Below are 20,411 nucleotides of genomic sequence, written 5' to 3' on the forward strand. Positions count from 1 at the left end.
CGCCCTCGACCGGCCGTGGGCCATGAGGGCCGGAACGCGTGAATCGACGAGCGCCCCGCCGCGCGGCACCGAGCCGGCGCTAGCGAAAACCTGCCCGCTCATTGCCCGCGATCCATCTCCATGACACCGTCGAGGTGCCATCGAAACGGCTTGGCGCGCGAGAGCGGGCATTGTATCAGGCTCATTTTCGCGCCAAAGCCGGCGTGCTGCCTGATGCGGATTTAATACACAGTTTGGGGATCATGGCGGCCATTCAAGAGCGCAAATCGGCCCAGATCATCAACCTGCCGCCCGCTCCAATGCGTCGATGAACATGGCGGCGACGTCGAAACCGGTCTGATCCATGATCTCGCGGAAACATGTCGGGCTGGTCACATTCACTTCGGTCAGCCAGTCGCCGATCGCGTCCAGTCCGACCAGCAGCAGACCGCGCGCGGCGAGCACCGGCGCCAGCGTATCGGCGATCTTGCGGTCGTGCTCGGTCAGCGGACGCGCTACCCCAAGGCCGCCGGCCGCGAGGTTGCCGCGCACTTCATTACCCTGAGGAATACGGGCCAGCGAATAAGGCACGGCTTCGCCACCGATCAGCAAAATACGCTTGTCGCCCTCCTTGATTTCGGGAATGAATTTCTGCGCCATCACCGAACGCGCGCCGTCGTGGCTCAGCATTTCGATGATCGAACCGAGGTTCATGCCGTCGGTTTTCACGCGGAACACGCCCATGCCGCCCATGCCGTCGAGCGGCTTCAGGATCACGTCGCCATGTTCCTCGTGGAAGGCACGTAAGCGGGTCGCGTCGCGCGTGACCAGCGTAGGCGCGACGAACTGCGCGAATTCGCCGATGGCGAGTTTTTCCGAGTGGTCGCGAATCGATTGCGGCTTGTTGAAAATGCGCGCGCCGGCGCGTTCGGCCATTTCCAGCAGCCAGGTCGACGTGACATATTCCATGTCGAACGGCGGGTCTTTGCGCATCACCACCGCGCTGAATGTCTTGAGCGCGCGCGGGGTGGCCGCTTCCGCGTCGTACCATACCTCGCGATGAAGATCGGCGCCGTCGCCGACAATCGCCACGCGCTGCACGTTCGCCTCGACGTCGCCGCCCGTCCACGCCAGATGCTTAGGCTCGCACGTGTAGACCACATGACCGCGGCGCGCCGCCTCGGCCATCATCGCGTAGGTCGAGTCTTTGTAGATCTTGAATTGCGAGAGCGGGTCGGCGATGAAAAGAATGTCCATGAAGGTCCCGGTGCGCCCTGATGGGCTTGGCGTTGATCGTAAATATAGTCGTTGAAAATGGCGATGGCGGCACGCATGCCGCCATCGACCACCCAAGGTTGCTTAGACCTGAATCGCTTCCGGATCGGTCTTTTCCAGTTCGACCGAGGCGGCCAGCAGCCCCAACCGCGCCACCACGCCGTACATATAGAAGCGGTTCGGCGGCGCCGCGCCGGGTTTGGCGTGCGCGTCCGGCAGCGCCGTATGCTCGAAGCCGAGCGGCACGAAGTGCATGCCGGGTGCGTTCAGATTCTGATCGCGCTCGCGGCTGCCGTGCACCCGGTAGAAGCCGCCCACGACATATCGGTCGATCATGTACACGACCGGCTCGGCCACTTCCTCGCCAATGCGCTCGAAGGTGTACACGCCTTCCTGCACGATCACGTCGTGCACTTCCAGGCCGTCTTTGGTCGCCGCCATCTTGGCGCGTTCGCGCTTGGTGAGCGCGGCGACTTCTGACGCGTCGTGCACGGTCATCACACCCATGCCATAAGTGCCCGCATCCGACTTGATGACGACATACGGTTTCTCGGAGATGCCGTACTCGCGATACTTCTTGGCAATCTTCTTCAGCACGCCGTCGATCGCATCCGCTAGCGCTTCCTCACCGGTGCGTTCCTGGAAATCGACGCCTTCCACATGCGCGAAATACGGATTGATCATCCACGGATCGATCTCGACCATCTTCGCAAACTTCTTCGCGACGTCGTCATAACAGGAAAAATGCGTCGATTTGCGGCGAACGGCCCAGCCGGCATGCAGCGGCGGCAGCAAATATTGTTCGTGCAGATTTTCGAGCACAGGCGGAATGCCGCCCGACAGATCGTTATTCAGCAGAATCGAGCACGGGTCGAAATTCTTCAGACCAAGACGACGCTGCGAGCGCTCGAGCGGTTCGAGCACGAGCTTCTGCCCGTCGGAAAGCGCGATCGTGACCGGCCCGTTGATGGTTTCGTCGAGCGTGCCGAAACGCACGTTCAAGCCGGCCTGGCGCATGATCGCAGCCAGCCGGGCGACATTCTCGAGATAAAACGCGTTGCGCGTGTGGCGCTCGGGAATCACCAGCAAATTCTTGGCGTCCGGGCAGATCTTTTCGATCGAGGCCATGGCGGCCTGCACGGCGAGCGGCAGCACTTCCTGCGGCAGATTGTTGAATGCGCCAGGAAACAGATTGGTGTCGACCGGCGCGAGCTTGAAGCCCGCGTTGCGCAGGTCGACGGAACAGTAGAACGGCGGCGTGTGCTCCTGCCATTCGAGCCGGAACCAGCGTTCGATGGCGGGTGTGGCGTCGAGGATCTTCCGCTCAAGATCGAGCAGCGGGCCGTTTAACGCCGTAACTAGGTGCGGAACCATTGATCACTCGCAGACTGGAGAAAAAAGATTGTAGAGCAAATGCTTTGTCCATTTGGGGACGGTTTCTCCATTCGCAAGCGGACGCGAATGCATTCTCGCTATCGCCATGATAGGCAGGGAAAACTACCGTTTACAAGATAGCGCGCAAGAAAAAAGCCCGCCATGAAGGCGGGCCAAAGTCGCTGTGCTTATTTCTGATCCGGCGAGCCCGGGAGCGCGGGCTCGCCGTACGTTGCTTACTCGACGTGTTCGCCGTGCAGGCTCACGTCCAGACCTTCGCGTTCCTGTTCTTCCGTCACGCGGATGCCCATCACCATGTCGATGATCTTCAGCAGGATGAAGCTCACCACGCCGCTGTAGATCAGCGTCGTCAGCACGCCCTTGGCCTGCAGGATCACGCTGCCGTCCGCGCCGCCGATGTCCTTGACCGCGAACACGCCGGTCAGGATCGCACCCACGATACCGCCGATGCAGTGCACGCCGAACGCGTCGAGCGAGTCGTCGTAACCGAGCTTGTGCTTGAGCCACGTTGCCGACCAGAAGCAGATCACGCCTGCCGCGATACCGATCACCAGCGAACCCGCCGTACCGACGAAGCCCGAAGCCGGCGTAATCGCCACCAGACCGGCCACGGCACCCGACACGATACCGAGTACCGACGGCTTACCCTTGGTTGCCCATTCGGCGAACATCCATGCGAGTGCTGCTGCTGCGGTTGCCACTTGCGTTGCGAACATCGCGAAACCGGCACGGCCGTCTGCCGCCACTGCCGAACCCGCGTTGAAGCCGAACCAGCCCACCCACAGCATGGCGCCACCGATCAGCGTGAGCGTCAGGTTGTGCGGCGCCATGGCTTCCTTGCCGTAGCCGACGCGCTTGCCGAGCACCAGCGCGCAGACCAGCGCCGCGATACCGGCGTTGATGTGCACCACCGTGCCGCCCGCGAAGTCGAGGACGCCCGCGCTAGCCAGCCAGCCGGTCGGTTCCCAGACCATGTGCGCGATCGGCGAGTAGACGATGATCGACCACAGCGTCATGAAAACGAGCATCGCCGAGAACTTCATACGGTCGGCAAACGCGCCCGTGATCAGTGCCGGGGTGATGATCGCGAACGTCATCTGATAGACGACATAGACCGTTTCCGGGATCGTCGGCGCGAGGTGGCTGACGGTCAGCGTCGTGGCCTTGTCGCCCTTGATGTAGTTCATGCCCGCCATGAAGAAGCGCGAGAAACCGCCAATGAACGAATTGCCCGGCGTGAAGGCGAGCGTGTAGCCCACCACGACCCAAATGATCGACACGAGGCAGGTGATCGCGAAGCTTTGCATCAGGATCGCGAGCACGCTCTTCTTGCGGACCATGCCGCCGTAGAACAGCGCCAGACCCGGGATCGTCATGAACAGCACGAGCGCGGTGGAGGTCAGCATCCAGGCGGTGTCGCCGGAGTTGATCTTCGACGAATCGACCGAGAACGGCGCGGTCGGGGCAGCCGGCGCAGCGTCCGATGCTGCGGGTGCGGCGGCGGCCGCGCTGGCAGCCGGTGCGGCGGACGCGTCCGCGGCCGGTGCCGAAGCCGCGGCGGCAGCGGGTGCGGCCGTTGCGTCCGACGCCGGCGCACTCGCCGTCGTATCGGGAGCAGCGGCCGAAGCGGCTGCGGGGGCGGAAGCGTCGTCCGCGAGGGCGGCGCCGATACCGCCCGCGAGCAGCGAACCGGCCATCAGCAAGGACATCATTAATTTGCGCATCTTTCGTTTCCTCTTGTCGCTATCTGTGTCGCTATCTTTTGATATTACAGAGCGTCCGCGCCGGTCTCCCCGGTGCGAATCCGAATCACTTGCTCGATCGGCGTGACGAAGATCTTGCCGTCGCCGATCTTGCCGGTGCGTGCCGCGCGCTCGAGCGCCTCGATCGCCTGGTCGACGATGTCGTCCGAGACAGCAGCCTCGATCTTCACCTTCGGCAGGAAATCGACGACGTATTCAGCGCCGCGATACAGCTCCGTGTGGCCTTTCTGGCGACCAAAACCTTTGACTTCAGTCACCGTGATGCCCGAGACGCCGATGGCCGACAAGGCTTCGCGCGCCTCATCGAGCTTGAACGGCTTGATGATTGCGGTAATGAGTTTCATGAAATCCCTCGCTTAGTTGCGTAACCCGTTGCGTAACCCGTTTTGCGTACCCGTAACCCGTTCGCGTGGTCTCGTTTCGCTGCCGGCAAACAGGTGCCGGCAGAGCGCGCGGGGCAGTAACAGCAACTCGCATGCCATGTTGTGTCAGACTCCGCACCGCGGGCCTCGCAAAAGGGGCGCAAGCGGCCCTGGCCGGAAGGCCAGCGCTGGCGGAGCAAGCTGGCGCGGCTTATGGATCGTTGCTAGAGTGTTCGAAGGTTCTGAACGCACGGGCGCGCACCAAAGGGGCCCATACGGCCGCAGCCCGCAACGGGCCATGCACCAACAGCGCCCATTTAACGCGACAAAGCACAGACGCAACGAAACATGCACACTTTTTGTGCAACAAAGGGAACGCCATGAAACAACCGAATGATGTTTTTAACGATTTTCAGGCCCGCATGAGCGAGCTGTTCAAGAACTCGCCGGCCAAAGATGTCGAACGCAACGTGAAGGCGATGCTGTCGCAGGGCTTTTCGAAGCTCGACCTGGTCACCCGGGAAGAATTCGATACGCAGACCCAGGTGCTGGTGCGCACCCGCGCGCGCCTCGAAGAACTGGAGCGCCGTGTCGCCGAACTCGAACAGAAGCTGCCGGTCACGCAAACACCCTAAATAGGTCTGCTCGCGGCTCATCCGCCGCGCAGTGCTGCACATCACAGGCAAGCGAGCCGTGACGTCATCAGCGTTTTAGGGGACTTGCGCGCGCCGTTGGCGCGCCGTCCGACGGGAGAAAACATGTCGCTTGCCGTGGTGCGCAGTCGCGCGCCGGCCGCTGGCCGCGCGCCCGAAGTAACCGTCGAGGTCCACCTCGCGAACGGATTACCCTCTTTTTCGATTGTCGGCCTGCCTGATCTGGAAGTGCGCGAAAGCCGCGAGCGCGTGCGCGCGGCGCTGCAGAACTGCAACTTCGACTTTCCTGTCCGGCGCATTACCGTCAATCTCGCGCCGGCCGATTTACCAAAGGAATCCGGCCGCTTCGATCTGCCGATCGCTTTAGGCATTCTCGCGGCGAGCGGCCAGATTCCCGCCGAGTCCTTGCTTCATCGCGAATTCGCGGGCGAACTGTCGTTGACGGCCGCGCTCCGGCCAATGCGCGGCGCCTTCGCCATGGCCTGCGGAACCGCGCGCGGCGGCGTGGCTCACGCCGGAGCAACTTCGTCTGGCGAGCTTGCTGCATCCGGGCCGGCTGCTCATTCCACTCCACAGCTCTATCTGCCCGCCGCGAGCGCGGCGGAAGCGGCACTCGTGCCCGGCGTCGACGTCTACGGCGCTGCCGATCTGCCGTCGCTGTGCGCTCACCTGACGGGTGCGCCCGACGCGCGGCTTTATCCGCTCGCCGCGCCGGATCTCGCCGAGAGCGCCACCGCCGTCGTTCCCGACATGGGCGACGTGATCGGTCAGCGCGGCGCGCGCCGGGCACTCGAAGTCGCTGCGGCCGGCGGGCATCACGTGCTGCTGGTCGGGCCGCCCGGTGCGGGCAAATCGATGCTCGCCGCCCGCCTGCCGAGCCTGTTGCCACCCATGACCGACGACGAAGCGCTCAGCTCCGCCGCTTTGCTGTCCGCCAGCCGGGCCGGTTTTTCGCCGTCGCAATGGCGTCGACGGCCGTTTCGCGCTCCACATCATTCGTCGAGCGCCGCAGCGCTGGTAGGCGGGCGCAATCCGCCGCAACCCGGTGAAATCACGTTGGCGCACCTTGGCGTGCTGTTTCTGGACGAGCTTCCCGAGTTCCACCGCGACGTGCTCGAAACGCTGCGTGAGCCGCTCGAAGCGGGCCGCATCACGATTTCACGCGCTGCCTTGCAGGTGGATTTTCCGGCTGCCTGCCAGTTGATCGCCGCCATGAATCCGTGTCCGTGCGGCTGGCGCGGCGATCCCCAAGGCCGCTGCCGGTGCACACCCGAGATCGCCGCGCGTTACTTGCGCAAGCTCTCCGGACCCCTACTCGACCGGATCGACATCCAACTCGAAATTCCGGCGCTCACACCGTCGGAACTGTCCGCCCGTTCGACAGCCGCCGGGGAGACAAGCGCGGCCATTGCCGTGCGCGTGAACCGCGCACGCGAGCGCCAGTTGAGCCGCCAGGGCAAGACCAATCGGGAATTGGGAGGACGGGAAGTAGACGAGGTCTGCCGCCCCGACGCAGCGGGCGAAGGTTTGCTACGCGAAGCCGGAGAGCGCTTCGGATGGTCCGCGCGTGCGTACTACCGGGTTCTGAAGGTGGCGCGCACCATTGCCGACCTTGCCGGCACAGCCATGCCGAACGCCGCACAGATCGGCGAAGCGATCCAATATCGGCGGGCTTTTGGCTCTCTATGAAGCGAAAAACATGCTGTCAAGACTTGACTTATGCACATGCTCACGTTCCAGACAGATTTTGAAACATCTGAAAGCTACGCCACGAGCCGCATCCAAAAGGCATTGATTTGACTGGCTTTTTTCAGCAGCGTCGAACCGGGCGAATCTGACAGAGTGCCCATAGAATGGGCATCTCCGGGCAATTCGGGCGAGTTCTCAACAGAGTTATCCACAGCCGCTGTGAGTAATAGAAAAACTTCAACGTAAACCGTGAATTAGCGTGCAATTCTGCGAAGGAACTTTCACTGTGCGGCGCGCATGCACCGCGATCCATCAGGCGCCGAATCGGCCAAAAATACCGCTCTCAATACAGTTGAAACGACGAAAAAAATTGGTCGACCTGTTCCTGCTGCATCGGCTTGGGTGAAATGATGGCCGCCTGGTAGACATGCCGCCCGCGCGCCACCAGCCGGGCGTAGACAGTGCGGGCTTCATGCTGAGAGCCCGCCTCACCGCTCAACTTCATTTCCAGACCGAGCACCTGGCCGCCGGCCGCCAGTGGGATCTGCACCGCGCGAGCTTCCGGCGCGGCGCCCACGTTGCGGGCAAGACCGTTGCGCAGGAATTCGAGTGCGGCGCGCTGGGTGGCTTCCTTGTCGTTGGGCAACATCACCGTGCCGACCGCGAAGACAGCGTCGCCGGCTTCGGCCGTCTGCATCGCCATCTGCATCGGCGTACCGTCGATCTGGACGGCACGCTGATCGTTGCCCGGTTTCGCCGGCAGGTCGACGGTGTAGCCGTTGTCGTTGTTCGTGATGGTGCGCCAGTCGAAGGTCGGCGAGCATGCGCTCAACGCGCAGCCCAACGCGATACTGCAAGCCAGCGTGCTCAACACTGTCCGCGCGCTTCGCGTCCGGGAAGCGTCAACGGCCGCAGCTTGGCTCGAAAGCCGGCTCAGCGAGCGGCCCGCCCGGGGACTGCGAGACAGAATTCGTGCAAGGAAGGGACGGATTTGATCAAGGCAAAAAACGGTTCGGAGCATGGGGACAGAAGATCGGACGGACGAGGACGTAAAACCCTATTATCCGCTCCCGGCGCGGCTCCTGCCGTGCCGCCGGAATGGGGCTACAATAGCGACGCTGTAGCGCCGCCTCCAGCACAGGGCCGTAAGCCCGAAGCGACGCACTGTTCCGCGCGTTCCGCGCGACTCTCGAGGTTCCGTTCATGAGTTCCACTCCGACCACCGCAGCGCGGCGCGCGAATCCGCTTCGCTACCTCATCATTGCCGCCGTGGCCATTGCGATCGCCGTCGCCGGTTATTTCGCCTTTGCCGGCCAGCAGCGTGTGCCCGATGCGACCTTCACGTTGCTGTCCGGCCAGAAAGTCTCGACTGCCGACCTGAAAGGCAAGGTCTACCTCGTCAACTTCTGGGCGACGAGCTGCGATACCTGCATGAAGGAAATGCCGCAGATGGTCCAGACATATAACCGCTTCAAGGACCAGGGCCTCGAATTCGTCGCCGTGGCGATGAACTACGACGCGCCCATGTACGTGGCCAACTACACGCAAACCCGCCAGTTGCCGTTCAAGGTTGCCATGGACGACGGCTCGGCCGCCAAGCAGTTCGGCAACGTCCAGCTCACGCCAACCACTTTCCTGATCGACAAGGACGGCCGGATCCTCAAGCGCTATGTCGGCGAGCCGCAATTCGCGGAACTCGACCAGCTGCTGGAAAAGGCGCTGAAACCGGCCTGAACGCCCGGCGTCGCCCGACCCGATTCATACCGATTCAAACACGCCGGCGTCGCACTTCGACGCCGGCGTTTTCATATCCTCACCGCTCCGCTTCCCCTTTGGCCGCGAGGCCATATCGCTTGATTTTCTCGTAGAGCGTGGCTTTGCCGAGCTGCAGCTTGTCTGCCGCGACCGCGACCGCGCCGCCGGCCTGCTCCAGCGCTTCCGCGATCACCGCCCGCTCGAATTGTTCGACGCGCTCTTTCAAAGGCTGCGTGGCCGCGCCGTCGTCGCCGAAAGACATGACGGGATCGTCGGCGACGCCGAGCACGAAGCGGTCGGCGGCATTGCGCAGCTCCCGCACATTGCCCGGCCAGTCGCGCTGCATCAGGCCGGCGCGTTGACGATCGGTGAGGATCGGCGCGGGTCGCTGATAACGCACCGCCGCGTCCAGCAAGAAGTGTTCGAAGAGCGGCACGATGTCCTCGCGCCGCTCGCCGAGCGGCGGCAGTGCGATCGTCACCACATTCAGCCGGTACAGCAGGTCGCGCCGGAACGAGCCGTCCGCGACGTGCTCGGCCATGTCGCCCTTGGCGGCGGCGACCACGCGGCAATTCACGCGGATCGGCTGATTCGAGCCGAGCCGCTCCAGCACGCCGTCCTGTAGCACGCGCAGCAGCTTGACCTGCAACGCGAGCGGCATGCTTTCGATTTCATCCAGAAACAGCGTGCCGCCCGACGCATGCTCGAGCTTGCCGATGCGCCGTTTCGCAGCGCCCGTGAAAGCGCCCGGCTCGTAGCCGAACATTTCCGACTCGAACATTGGCTCCGGCAGTGCGCCACAGTTCACCGCGATAAACGGCTTGTCACGCCGCGGCGACAGTTCATGCAGGCTGCGCGCGATCAGCTCCTTGCCCGCGCCGGTGTCGCCGTTGATCAGCACGGAGGCATCTGTCGGCGCGATATTGGCGATTAGCCGCCGCACCTGTTCGATAGCCGGACTTCTGCCGATGATCCGCGGCGCCACCGAGTTCTGCTCCGCCAGTTCGCGGCGCAACGCGAGGTTCTCCAGCACCAGCTTGCGGCGCTCCAACGCGCGCCGCACGGTTTCGATCAGACGTTCGGACGCGAACGGTTTTTCGATGAAGTCATACGCGCCGTCGCGCATGGCCTGAACGGCCATTGAAATGTCGCCGTGGCCCGTCACCAGAATCACCGGCACATCGGGCGTGCGCTCGTGGCATTGCGCAAGCAGTTCGAGGCCGCTCGCGCCCGGCAAGCGAATATCGCTGACGATCACGCCGGAGAAGTCCGCGCCGATCATCTTCGCCGCGGACTCCGCCGACGCATGGCCGATCACGTCGAAGCCCGCCAGTTGCAGACTTTGCACGCTGGCGCGCCGCACCAGTTCGTCATCTTCGATATACAGCACTTGCAGGCCGTGGTTCAGCATGGCGTTTTCCGTGTGATTCAGGAGCCCGTCGTCAGCGGGTCCGGTGTGTGGCTCGTCTGCACGCGCGCGCGGCGCAGCGTCAACACGAATAATGCACCGCCGTGCGGCGCGTTGCGCGCCACGAGCGAGCCACCGCAGTCGCGCGCGATAGACGACGATATCGCGAGGCCAAGCCCCAACCCCTGGCCCATTTCTTTGGTGGTGAAGAACGGCTCGAACAGCCGCGGCAGAACATCCTCGGCAATGCCGGGGCCGTTGTCGCTCACGGCGAACGACAGATTCGCATCGGCGACTTCGATCTCGATCGAAATGCGTGGCGCGCTGATGTCGGCCGTCGCATCGAGGGCGTTGCCGAGCAGGTTGATCAGCACCTGTTCGAGCCGCAAATCGTCGCAATGCGCAATCAGTTCGGGATGGTCGTCGGCGAGACTCAGCGGCGTGCGCGTGCCGCTTTGCGCGTCGAGCAGAGCGAACTCCACCTCGACGCCTGCCAGGCGCTTCTGCAACAGCGCGACCACGTTGCGCAACGCCCGCATGATCGGCGCTCGCGCACTGCGCGGCCGCGCGCGTCCGACGAACAGCTTCAACTGGTTGGTGATCTTGCCCATGCGCTCCGTGAGCGCCGCGATCGCTTCGAGATTTTCGCGCGCCGACGCCTGGTCGCCGCGTTCGAGCAGCACTCGCGTGTTGTCCGAGAAACCGCGCAACGCGGCGAGCGGCTGGTTCAGCTCATGCGTGATGCCGGCGGCCATCTGACCGAGCGCGGCAAGCTTGCTCGCCTGAATCAGTTCGTCGTGCGCCGCGCGCAATTCCTGTTCGGCGCGGGTTCGTTCGGCCACTTCCTTTTGCAACTGTTCGTTCGCCTCTGAGAGATCCGCGGTGCGCTCGGCGACCCGCCGGTTCAATTCTGCGTAGGCCTTTTGCAGCAGCGCCCGGCTACGCATCACTTCGCGCACGCGAGCCCGGCGCATTCTCCAGTAGAACGCCAGCAACACGAGCGACACGTAGCCGAAGCCGGTGACGATGGTCGCCTTGCGCGCGTCGGCGTCGACCGGATCGACGGGCGACATGGTGATCAGATGCCAGTCCGGCTCGCCCATGCCGCGGCGCGACGCGAGATAGCGTGGCGCATAGCGGCCGCCGCCGATGCGCACGATCTGCGCGTTGCCTTCGAGCGTGCGTTCGATCGTCACCGGCAGCGGCGCGATCGGCTGCTGCGCGTATTGACGCGCCTGGTAGATCGAATCCGCGACCGGCCCCGACAGCGGCCGGATCGTGTGGTATTTCCACGCCGGCACCGACGACAGGAAAATCACGCCGTGGTCGTCGGTCACGACAAGCGGCTCGGACGCATCCGCGCCCTGAAACCATTCGAGATCGAGTTTGACGACCGCTGCGCCGACGATCTTGCCGTCGCGCCGCACCGGCTGAGAGATGTAATAACCCGGCGCTTGCGAGATCGTGCCGATGCCAAAGAAGCGGCCCACGCCGCCTTTCACCGCGTCGAGAAAATACGGCCGGAATTGATAGCCGGCACCAATGAAACTGCCCGGCCCGCGCCAGTTGCTCGCCGCGACGCAAAAGCCGTCGAGCGGAATGATGTAGGTGACCGTGGCGCGCGCGTGGCGGTTCAGGTCTTCGAGATAAAGATTGGCGCGCTCCACGTTGGCGGCAGTGGGATTGACCAGCACGTCCTGCACGATCGGATGTTCCGCGAGCAGATAAGGCAGCGATTCGTAGCGTTCGAGCGTGCTCTTCAGCGCGCTGGTCGTACGGTCGACCCGCACTGAGGCGTTGCGCCGCAAATGGTCGATGCCGCTTTGCCAAGCGATGCTGTACGTGAGCCCGCATGCTGCGACGAGCCCGGCGACGAGCGCGAAGAGGATCAGCAGGCGTCGCGTCACGTTGGCAATATCCGATCGGTAAGGATCGTTTATTGTGGCATAAGGCGACGCGTCGCCGGCGTCAGCCTCGTCGGCCGGCGAGGCGGGGGTTTGGCGCGCGGACACCGGTTTCATACGCTGGTGTCCGCGGCTGTGAGGATGACGTTAAAAGGCGTTGCCGATGCGCGGCTCAGACGCCGGCCGGCTCTTTGATCGCCACGTCGCCACGCAAGGCGGCGTTCAGCTTGTTGCGATCCAGTTCCTTTTCCCATGCTGACACGACCACCGTCGCCACGCCGTTGCCGACAATGTTCGTCAGCGCGCGGCATTCGCTCATGAAGCGGTCGATACCGAGAATCAGCACCATGCCCGACAGCGGAATGGTCGGCACCACCGCAAGCGTCGCGGCCAGCGTGATGAAGCCCGCGCCCGTCACGCCGCTCGCGCCCTTCGAGGTGAGCATGGTCACCGCCAGCAGCGTGAGCTGCTGCGTCCAGGTGAGGTCGGTGTTAGTGGCTTGCGCGATGAACAGCACGGCCATCGTCATGTAGATGTTGGTGCCGTCGAGGTTGAACGAATAACCGGTCGGCACCACGAGGCCCACCACCGAGCGCGAGCAGCCGAGCTTTTCGAGCTTCAGCATGAGTTGCGGCAGCGCGGCTTCGGACGAGCTCGTGCCGAGCACGATCAGCATCTCTTCCTTGATGTACGCAACGAAGCGCAGGATGTTGAAACCCACCGCACGCGCAATGATGCCGAGCACGACCACCACGAACACGATCGAGGTCAGATAGAACGTGCCGATCAGCTTGAGCATCGGCAGCAACGAGCCGATACCGTACTTGCCGATCGTGAACGCCATTGCGCCGAACGCGCCGATCGGCGCCAGCTTCGTGATGATGCGCACAATGCCGAACAGCACATGCGAGAGCCCGTCGATGAAGCTCGTTACGACCTTGCCTTTCTCACCGGCGGTCGCGAGCACCGCGCCGAACAGCAGCGCGATCAGCAGGATCTGCAGGATTTCACCCTGCGCGAACGCTGACACGAGCGTGTCCGGAATGAGGTGCATCAGGAAGTCGACCGTGGTCTGCCCGTGCGCTTTCGCGGCATACGAGGCGACCGCCTTGCCGTCGAGCGTGGCCGGGTCGATGTTGAAGCCGACGCCCGGTTTGAGCACGTGCGTGGCGATCAGGCCGAGCACCAGTGCGAAGGTCGAGACGATTTCGAAGTACAGCAACGCCTTGCCGCCGACGCGCCCAACCTTCTTCATGTCCTCCATGCCGGCGATACCCGTCACCACCGTACAGAAGATGATCGGTCCGATCACCATCTTGATCAGCTTGATGAAGCCGTCGCCGAGCGGCTTCATGTCGACGGCGAGATTCGGATAGAAATGTCCGAGCGCGATACCTATAAGGATCGCCACGATCACCTGGACGTACAGTACTTTGTGGATAGGTTTCTTCACGATGGTTCCTGCGATGTGGATGAGCTCAATGGCCTGCCACGCTGCGCATCATGCGAACGAATAGTCGTCACGCCTGTGCACGGCATTAGGCCGCGACAAGGGACGAATTCAGAAATACCGGGAAGGGAAATCGGACATCGTTGTCTCCTTGCTTTAGTTGTCGGACCGTTGCGGCCGCGATATCTATTTCGCAAGGTCGATGCCAGCTCAAAGCCGGGCTCGGGTCTTTGATTTATATGGGTTTTTTGGCGCCACACGGGATGCGCCGTCCGGGATTCCGGAAATCCGGACGAGGGGTGTCGGGGAATCCGGAATCGAACGCGGCGGCGGCTACGGGATAACCCGTAAGGCTTTCTACGACGACGCGCGCTGGCCAGAGGCCTGCGCGCCGTCCAACGTGCGGCCTCTAAACCGCGCCCTCTTCCAACACCAGCAGATTCTCGTGCGAGAACCCCAGCGACACTGGCTGCCCGCGTTCGGGCAAACCGCGATTCGGGTCGTTGAACACATCGAGAGAAATCACGGCGTCTTTCACGCGCGTTCTGATGCGCACCACCGCGCCGAGGAAATTGACTTCTTCGACGGTCGCGTTCAACGTGTTGCGTCCAGGCGCGGCCGGCTCCAGCACGATGGCCTCGGGACGCAGCGCGAGCAAACGCTTCTTGCCCGCATCGTCCGACGGCAACTCCTGCGTGGTGGTCAACTCCTGACCGTCCACCACCATCTTGCCGGTCGCCGGATCGACCACGTGCCCGGCCAGAATGTTCAGCGTGCCGACGAACGACGCGACAAAGCGGGTGCGCGGATAGTTATAGATTTCGGACGGCGTACCGATCTGCTCGACGCGGCCCTCGTTCATCACGACGATACGATCGGAAATGGACAGCGCCTCTTCCTGATCGTGGGTGACGAAAATCGACGTGATACCCAACTCGCGCTGCAACGCGCGAATATCCTGGCGCAACGAAATGCGGATCTTGGCATCCAGCGCGGAAAGCGGTTCGTCGAGCAACAACACTTGCGGCTTGCCGGCAAGCGCCCGCGCGAGCGCCACGCGTTGCTGCTGACCACCCGACAATTGCCACGGATAACGGCCGCCCAGGTGCGGCAGCTTGATCAGTTGCAGCATCTCGTCGACGCGCTGATTGATCTCCGCCTGCGGCCGATGCGTAATCTTCAGCCCAAAGCCGATGTTCTCGGCCACGGTCATGTTCGGAAACAGCGCATACGACTGGAACACCATGCCGACCTTGCGTTGCCGCGTGCGAAGGTGCGTGACGTCCTTGTTGTCCAGCCGGATGATGCCGCGCGTGGGCGTTTCGAAGCCGGCGATCATGCGCAGCACCGTCGTCTTGCCGCAGCCGGACGGCCCGAGGAAAGTGATGAACTCGCCCCGTTCGATCTTCATATCGAAGTGATGCAGCGCCGTGTTCGCCCCGAAGGACTTATGCAGATTTTCGATTTCCAGGAATGCCATGATTCGCTGCCCCAGTCCGTCAAACTCATTGGATCAAACTTATCGGCCAAACTCGTTGGTCACACTTTCTGGCCGCTCATGGCGCGGGCCGAGCCGAACACCTGTATCAAACCCATCGACGCCCACGTGATCACGAACGCGATGATCGCGAGCGCCGAGGGTTCATACGCGCGGTTCGCGCCGATCAATTGCAGATACGGGCCGAACGCGGGACGGTCCAGCAGACTCGCCAGCGTGAACTCGCCGATCACCACGGCAAAGGTGAGAAACGCGCCGGACAGAATGCCCGAGCGGATATTCGGGAAAATCACTTTGAAAAGAATGGTCGGCCAGTTCGCGCCGAGACACTCGGCCGCCTCGGTGAGCGAGCGCACGTCGACCGCGCGCAGGCCGGCGTCGACGGCGCGGTACATGTACGGCAGCGAGAGGGTGACGTAGCCGAACACCAGCAATAGATCCGTGGCGCGCTCGTTGCCGGTGAGCGGCAGAATCGAACTGCTGTTATAGATGCGCAGATAACCGAATACGATCACGATGGCCGGCACCACCAACGGCAACAGCGTGATGAATTCGACGACCGGCCGCAGCTTCGGCAAGCGCAACTGCACCCAGTAAGCCGTCGGCACCACCAGCAGCACGCCGACCACGATCGTCAGCAGCGCCATCAGAATCGAATAGCCGAACGAGGCCTGAAAGCGCGGATCGCCGAGCACGACGCTATACGCTTCGAAACTGTAGGTGCCGCGCTTCATGCGCAGGCTGAATTCGAACGTCGCGATCAACGGAATGAGAAAGTACAGCGAACCGACGATCATCGCGGTCCACGCACCCACGCGCGATTGGCTTTTCATCGGCGCCCCCTTTCAGCGCGCGAGCGCAGCCAGATGTAGCCGCCATTCGACAGACCGGTGACGAGCACCATGCCGAGCGCGAGTGCATAACCGAGATTCTGGTTATGCATGACGTCGCCGCGAATCTGCGCATACAGCAGGATCGTGACTATGTTCAGCGAACTGCCGGTCAGCGCATAAGCCGTAGCGACCGCACCGAACGAATTGGCGAACAGCAGCAGCGCGGCGCCGAGCACGCTCGGCCACAGCACCGGCAGCGCGACGTAGCGCCAGTATTGATACGAGGTCCCGCCGAGGCAGTCACAGGCCTCGCGCCACTCGCGCTTCAGACCGTCGAGCGCGGGCGTGACGATCAGCACCATCAACGGAATCTGGAAATACAGATAGGTCAGCGTCAGGCCGGAAAAGCTCAGGATGCTGAAGCCCGTCGAATACAGATTGAAGCCGAGGTACTTCTTCAGCAATACGGTGACGAGCCCGACGCGTCCCAACGTGCAGATGAAAGCGAATGCGAGCGGCACGCCGGCAAAGTTCGACGCGACGCCGGAAAACGTCATCAGGGTCGGGCGAATCCAGCCGGGCAGCTTGCCCTGCACCGCCGCCCATGCGAGCAGCGAGCCGATCACCGCGCCGCCGAGCGACGAGGCCGCGCTCACCTTGAAGCTGATCCAGTAAGCGTCCAGCACGGTCGGCTGGAGCAGGTCGCGAAAGTTGGCGAGCGTGAAGTGGCCTTGCGAATCCTGAAACGCGCCGACCATCAGGAAGCCGGTCGGCAGAATCAGGAACAGCAGCGCAAAAGTAAAAAACGGCACCACGCCGATCCAGGCGAGGAACTGCGACGCGCGGCCCGGACCGTCGACGCGAGGCGTTGGGGTGGGTACAGGCGGAACCAGCAATTCCGGCTGCACCGATCCAGCATCCGATGAAGCGCTCATAGCTCACCCTTGGGGCAATCTGGCAAACGCGCCTGGCACGCCGCGCTCATGACGAAGAGCGGCGCGCCGGAGCGGCAAAACTTCAGGCTACTGTTCGGCGTCGCGGCTCGCGTGTTCCCCTGCGGCCGCGACATCCACTACGTCGCTTACTTGACGTTCGCGCCGACCGTTTCGTCCCAGTGCTTCGTAATGGTTTCCTTGTACGCGTCCTGTTGCGAGAGCGTCGGGAACACGACGTTCTTGTACGACGAAGGCGGCGGCAGCTTGTCCAGCAATGCCTGCGGCACTTTCTTGCCGGTCACCAGTTCGTTGTAGCGCATCGGATGGCAGTAGCCCTTCAGCCAGCCAATCTGACCTTCGTCCGAGTACAGATATTCCATCCACAACTTGGCTGCGTTCGGGTGCGGCGCATACGCGCTGATCGCCTGAACGTACACACCCGCGACCACGCCCGTTTTCGGAATCACCACCTGCACCTTCGGGTTGCCCTTCAGCGTGTCGCGATCGGCCAGCGCGTTGTAATCCCAACGCACGACGATCGGCGTGGTGCCTTGCGCGAGCGAGGCGGCCTTGCCGATCACCGGCACGAAGTTGCCGTTCTTGTTCAGGTTGGCGAAATAAGTAAGGCCGGCCTGTCCGGCTTTGCTCGCATCGCCCTTGCTCTGCGAGAGACCCGCGGCATAGACGGCCTGGATCGCCTGATTGGCCGAGCGCGGATCGCCCGCGAGCGAGACGGCGTTCTTGTACTCCGGCTTGAGCAGATCGCTCCAGTCGGACGGCGCCTTGTCGATCATGTCGGCGTTCACTTCAAACGACAGCACGCCGTAGTAATCGCCATACCAATAGCCGTCGGCGTCTTTCGACTCTTTCGGGATCGAGTTCCACGAGGCGACCTTGTACGGCTGCAGCAACCCTTCGGCCTTCGCGGACGGACCGAACGAGAGGCCCACGTCGATCACGTCGGGCGCTTGCGGGCCCTTGTTGCCCTTGTTCGCCTTGATGGCTTCGACTTCGTCGCCCGAACCCGCATCCGGATTCAGTTCGTTGATCTTGATGCCGTACTTCTTCTGAAAGCCGGCGACCAGTTCACCGTAGTTGCACCAGTCGTGGGGCAACGCGATCACGGTGAGTTGGCCTTCCTGCTTGGCGGCGGCGACCAGTGCATCGAGCGGCGCGGCCGAAGCGCTGCTGCTGACGCCGGCCGCGGTGACACCCGCAACGGCCGACATCGAGAGTATGCGAGCTAACGCGGTGCGGTTCATAGTCTTCCCCATCCTCTGCCGAAATTGCTACGTTTGGAAAATTTCTATTTCGAGCCTCAGGACGCGCCCGTGCACCCTTGCACTTGCGCGGCCTCGCCATGTTCAGGCCGGGTTGGCCGGCATGGAGAACATGTCGTGTCGCAGTGTATCGATGCGATCTGTACAAATCATGTCGACGCCCCATTGCGCGAGCAGTTGCGCGCGCGCCGGATCGTTGACGGTATAGGCGAGCACGCGCAGGCCGGCGGCATGAATCTCCTCGATCAGCGGCTCGGTCAGGTACCGGTGGTTCGCGTGAAAGGACACGCAGTCGAGTTCGCGCACCACGCGCAGCCAGTCCGCCGGCACCTCGTCGAACAGCATGCCGCGTTGCAATGACGGCGCCGCGTCACGCGCGGCGGCGAGCGCCTCGAATGAAAACGACGAGAGCAACGGCGGCGTCTGGCCTTGCCATAGTGTCAGCGCGCCGCTTGCGACCAGAGTCCCGGTGATCTCGTCACGGCCGGGGCACGGTTTGATTTCGATGTTGGCGGCAATGCCGTCGCGCGCACAGCGCCCCGCCGCTTCGGCTAGCGTCGGCAAACGCGTGCCGGCGAATTGCGGCCCGTACCATGCACCGGCGTCGAGCGCGGCCAGTTGCTGCCACGTGTGTTCCGCAGCGGCGCCACGGCCGTTGGTGGTGCGCTCGAGGGTGTCGTCGTGCAGCAGAAAGAGTTGGTTGTCGGCGGAAAGCTTGGCGTCGAACTCGACCATGCGGTAGCCATAGCGCACGCAGGCGTCGAAACCGGCGAGCGTGTTCTCCGGCGCCAGCGTGCCGCCGCAGCGGTGCGCGGCGAGTCGCGGATACGGCCAGTCTGCGGATAAAGCGCGATTAATCCCGTTTCCCACGTCTCGTTACCTTTCAGATAGAGCGGTTGACCATGCTCTCGACACGTTCCCAGCCGTCACTGCCGCCTTGACCTACATGATCCACGCAGGTCTCTAGTTGTCCGTTCACGCGCGAGCCTGGCGCGTAGTATCGCGCTAAGGCAGGCGCTGCGATAGTCGGACGTACGCTCCAGGCATTCACCGCGCCGGCCCCCTCTGCGTCTTTGTCAGGATGACGAAGCGTGCCGCCACCGTGCAACTCGACACCGGGCGTGCTTCGCTCAGGCGGCCGATCCCAAGATCCATTATGGCGGCGACACTTGCCAATCAGATTGCCAAAAAACGCCGCAAAATGCTCGAAATCGGACATTTCAATTCCTTTTCGAACATTTGATGTTCGAAACAGGCTTGGCGCTTCGATCTGCGAAGGCTAAGGTTAAATACACAAACTTGCAAGCTGCCAAAAAAATACAACACAATTCGACTAAAGTAGTACGCTTGACATCGTCCGGACACACATTCGTGAGCACGATGTCGCAGTTAACAACAAGCTAAATAAACGCGCGTACGCAGCCAAGGAAACATGCATGTGGCAGGAAGACCGTCATCAGAGAATTCGCGCGTTGCTGTCCACGCTTCAACGTGTGTCCACGGAACGGATCATGGCGGACCTCGGGGTGTCGCGCGAAACAGTACGGCGCGATCTGCTCGACCTCGAAGCGCTAGGTGAATTACGGCGCGTGCACGGCGGCGCGATCAAACCAGCCGACGAAGCGCCGATCGCCGAGCGAGCGCACATGCGCGTGAAGTCGAAAACCGCGATCGCAAAGGCGGCCACGGGCTTGATCGCGAGCGGCCAGACACTGTTCATCGACGCGGGCACCACCACCGCCGCGCTGGCCGAAGAACTGGCTAAACTCGCAAACCTCACCATCGTCACCAACTCGATCGATGTCGCGCTGAAGATGCGCGGCGGGGTCGATCAAACCGAAGCCGCCAACGAGGTCATCCTGCTCGGCGGTTCGATCAGCGACCGCGCCATGGCGACCACCGGCGCCACCACCGTGCTCGATATCCAGCGCTATCGCGCGGACCTCGCGCTGCTATCGCCGGTCGGCATCGATCACCGGCACGGTGCGACCAATTACGACCACGCTGAAACCGAAGTGGCGCGCGCCATGGTCGCCAATGCGGACCGCGTGGCGATCCTCGCCGATTACAGCAAGATCGGCCAACGCAGCCGCATCTCCTACTGCCCGGTCGATCGGATCGACGTGCTCGTCACCAACAAAAAGGCGGCCGAAGCCGCCGATTTTGCATCGCTGAAAAAGAAGCTCGAAGAGATCGTTCTTGCCTGACGCACCAGACACAAGGCCCGAGGCT

Annotated in this window: 18 protein-coding genes; 4 read left to right on the plus strand and 14 right to left on the minus strand. The window is 62.8% G+C overall.

The genetic code is table 11. The features are described 5' to 3' along the window. Nucleotides 1–279: 279 nt before the first annotated feature. The 4 genes from gshB to AC57B1_RS02445 form a co-directional block, all read right to left on the minus strand. Nucleotides 280–1,236 carry a glutathione synthase gene (gshB, locus tag AC57B1_RS02430; protein ID WP_496416450.1) on the minus strand — a complete coding sequence of 319 codons (957 nt, stop codon included), beginning with the start codon at nucleotides 1,234–1,236 and terminating at the stop codon, nucleotides 280–282. A 102-nt stretch (nucleotides 1,237–1,338) separates the two neighbouring features. Then, a complete protein-coding gene (gene gshA, locus AC57B1_RS02435) occupies nucleotides 1,339–2,628 on the minus strand; it encodes a glutamate--cysteine ligase (protein ID WP_408161807.1) in 1,290 nt (429 codons plus the stop codon). Nucleotides 2,629–2,864: 236 nt separating this feature from the next. Then, entirely contained in the window at nucleotides 2,865–4,373 is a 1,509-nt protein-coding gene (locus AC57B1_RS02440) for an ammonium transporter (protein ID WP_408479439.1), read from the minus strand. 44 nt (nucleotides 4,374–4,417) lie between these two features. Next, nucleotides 4,418–4,756, minus strand: coding sequence for a P-II family nitrogen regulator (locus AC57B1_RS02445; protein WP_006048089.1), 339 nt, complete (start codon nucleotides 4,754–4,756; stop codon nucleotides 4,418–4,420). 398 nt (nucleotides 4,757–5,154) lie between these two features. On the opposite strand from AC57B1_RS02445, the gene AC57B1_RS02450 reads away from it, so the two are divergent. Beyond that, a complete protein-coding gene (locus AC57B1_RS02450) occupies nucleotides 5,155–5,409 on the plus strand; it encodes an accessory factor UbiK family protein (RefSeq protein ID WP_012431591.1) in 255 nt (84 codons plus the stop codon). A gap of 123 nt (nucleotides 5,410–5,532) precedes the next feature. Further along, entirely contained in the window at nucleotides 5,533–7,116 is a 1,584-nt protein-coding gene (locus tag AC57B1_RS02455) for a YifB family Mg chelatase-like AAA ATPase (RefSeq protein ID WP_496416451.1), read from the plus strand. Between the two features lie 343 nt (nucleotides 7,117–7,459). Here the strand turns inward: AC57B1_RS02455 and AC57B1_RS02460 are convergent, their stop codons facing one another. Then, entirely contained in the window at nucleotides 7,460–8,137 is a 678-nt protein-coding gene (locus tag AC57B1_RS02460; protein WP_496416452.1) for a hypothetical protein, read from the minus strand. Between the two features lie 182 nt (nucleotides 8,138–8,319). Here AC57B1_RS02460 and AC57B1_RS02465 point away from each other — a divergent pair, with 182 nt between their 5' ends. Continuing rightward, nucleotides 8,320–8,850, plus strand: a complete 531-nt coding sequence (locus tag AC57B1_RS02465) for a TlpA disulfide reductase family protein (protein WP_496416453.1) — start codon at nucleotides 8,320–8,322, stop codon at nucleotides 8,848–8,850. A gap of 79 nt (nucleotides 8,851–8,929) precedes the next feature. Here the strand turns inward: AC57B1_RS02465 and AC57B1_RS02470 are convergent, their stop codons facing one another. The 9 genes from AC57B1_RS02470 to AC57B1_RS02510 all read right to left on the minus strand — a co-directional run bounded on the left by AC57B1_RS02470 (nucleotide 8,930) and on the right by AC57B1_RS02510 (nucleotide 19,398). Beyond that, complete coding sequence (locus AC57B1_RS02470; protein WP_496416772.1) at nucleotides 8,930–10,279, minus strand: sigma-54-dependent transcriptional regulator; 1,350 nt, start codon at nucleotides 10,277–10,279, stop codon at nucleotides 8,930–8,932. Nucleotides 10,280–10,299: 20 nt separating this feature from the next. Then, nucleotides 10,300–12,300: a sensor histidine kinase gene (locus tag AC57B1_RS02475; protein WP_496416454.1), complete on the minus strand. Its 2,001-nt coding sequence runs from the start codon at nucleotides 12,298–12,300 to the stop codon at nucleotides 10,300–10,302. Between the two features lie 55 nt (nucleotides 12,301–12,355). After that, entirely contained in the window at nucleotides 12,356–13,636 is a 1,281-nt protein-coding gene (locus AC57B1_RS02480; RefSeq protein ID WP_091796878.1) for a dicarboxylate/amino acid:cation symporter, read from the minus strand. Between the two features lie 406 nt (nucleotides 13,637–14,042). Next, nucleotides 14,043–15,113 carry an ABC transporter ATP-binding protein gene (locus AC57B1_RS02485; RefSeq protein WP_408343640.1) on the minus strand — a complete coding sequence of 357 codons (1,071 nt, stop codon included), beginning with the start codon at nucleotides 15,111–15,113 and terminating at the stop codon, nucleotides 14,043–14,045. 59 nt (nucleotides 15,114–15,172) lie between these two features. Next, nucleotides 15,173–15,964, minus strand: a complete 792-nt coding sequence (locus AC57B1_RS02490) for an ABC transporter permease (RefSeq protein ID WP_091796880.1) — start codon at nucleotides 15,962–15,964, stop codon at nucleotides 15,173–15,175. Beyond that, the gene (locus tag AC57B1_RS02495) at nucleotides 15,961–16,899 is read right to left on the minus strand and encodes an ABC transporter permease (protein WP_091796881.1); all 939 of its coding nucleotides are present in this window, start codon (nucleotides 16,897–16,899) and stop codon (nucleotides 15,961–15,963) included. The genes AC57B1_RS02490 and AC57B1_RS02495 overlap by 4 nt, the downstream gene beginning before the upstream one ends. Nucleotides 16,900–17,045: 146 nt before the next feature. Then, the gene (locus tag AC57B1_RS02500) at nucleotides 17,046–18,161 is read right to left on the minus strand and encodes an ABC transporter substrate-binding protein (RefSeq protein ID WP_408343642.1); all 1,116 of its coding nucleotides are present in this window, start codon (nucleotides 18,159–18,161) and stop codon (nucleotides 17,046–17,048) included. Nucleotides 18,162–18,263: 102 nt separating this feature from the next. Further along, the gene (gene ugpQ / locus AC57B1_RS02505) at nucleotides 18,264–19,049 is read right to left on the minus strand and encodes a glycerophosphodiester phosphodiesterase (RefSeq protein WP_496416455.1); all 786 of its coding nucleotides are present in this window, start codon (nucleotides 19,047–19,049) and stop codon (nucleotides 18,264–18,266) included. A 13-nt stretch (nucleotides 19,050–19,062) separates the two neighbouring features. Beyond that, nucleotides 19,063–19,398: a hypothetical protein gene (locus AC57B1_RS02510; protein ID WP_496416456.1), complete on the minus strand. Its 336-nt coding sequence runs from the start codon at nucleotides 19,396–19,398 to the stop codon at nucleotides 19,063–19,065. A gap of 217 nt (nucleotides 19,399–19,615) precedes the next feature. Between AC57B1_RS02510 and AC57B1_RS02515 the strand changes: the two genes are divergently transcribed. Beyond that, nucleotides 19,616–20,386, plus strand: coding sequence for a DeoR/GlpR family DNA-binding transcription regulator (locus AC57B1_RS02515; protein ID WP_091796884.1), 771 nt, complete (start codon nucleotides 19,616–19,618; stop codon nucleotides 20,384–20,386). Nucleotides 20,387–20,411 lie beyond the last annotated feature (25 nt).

This window comes from Paraburkholderia sp. BGA-UO-ETr-F21, assembly GCF_059567925.1.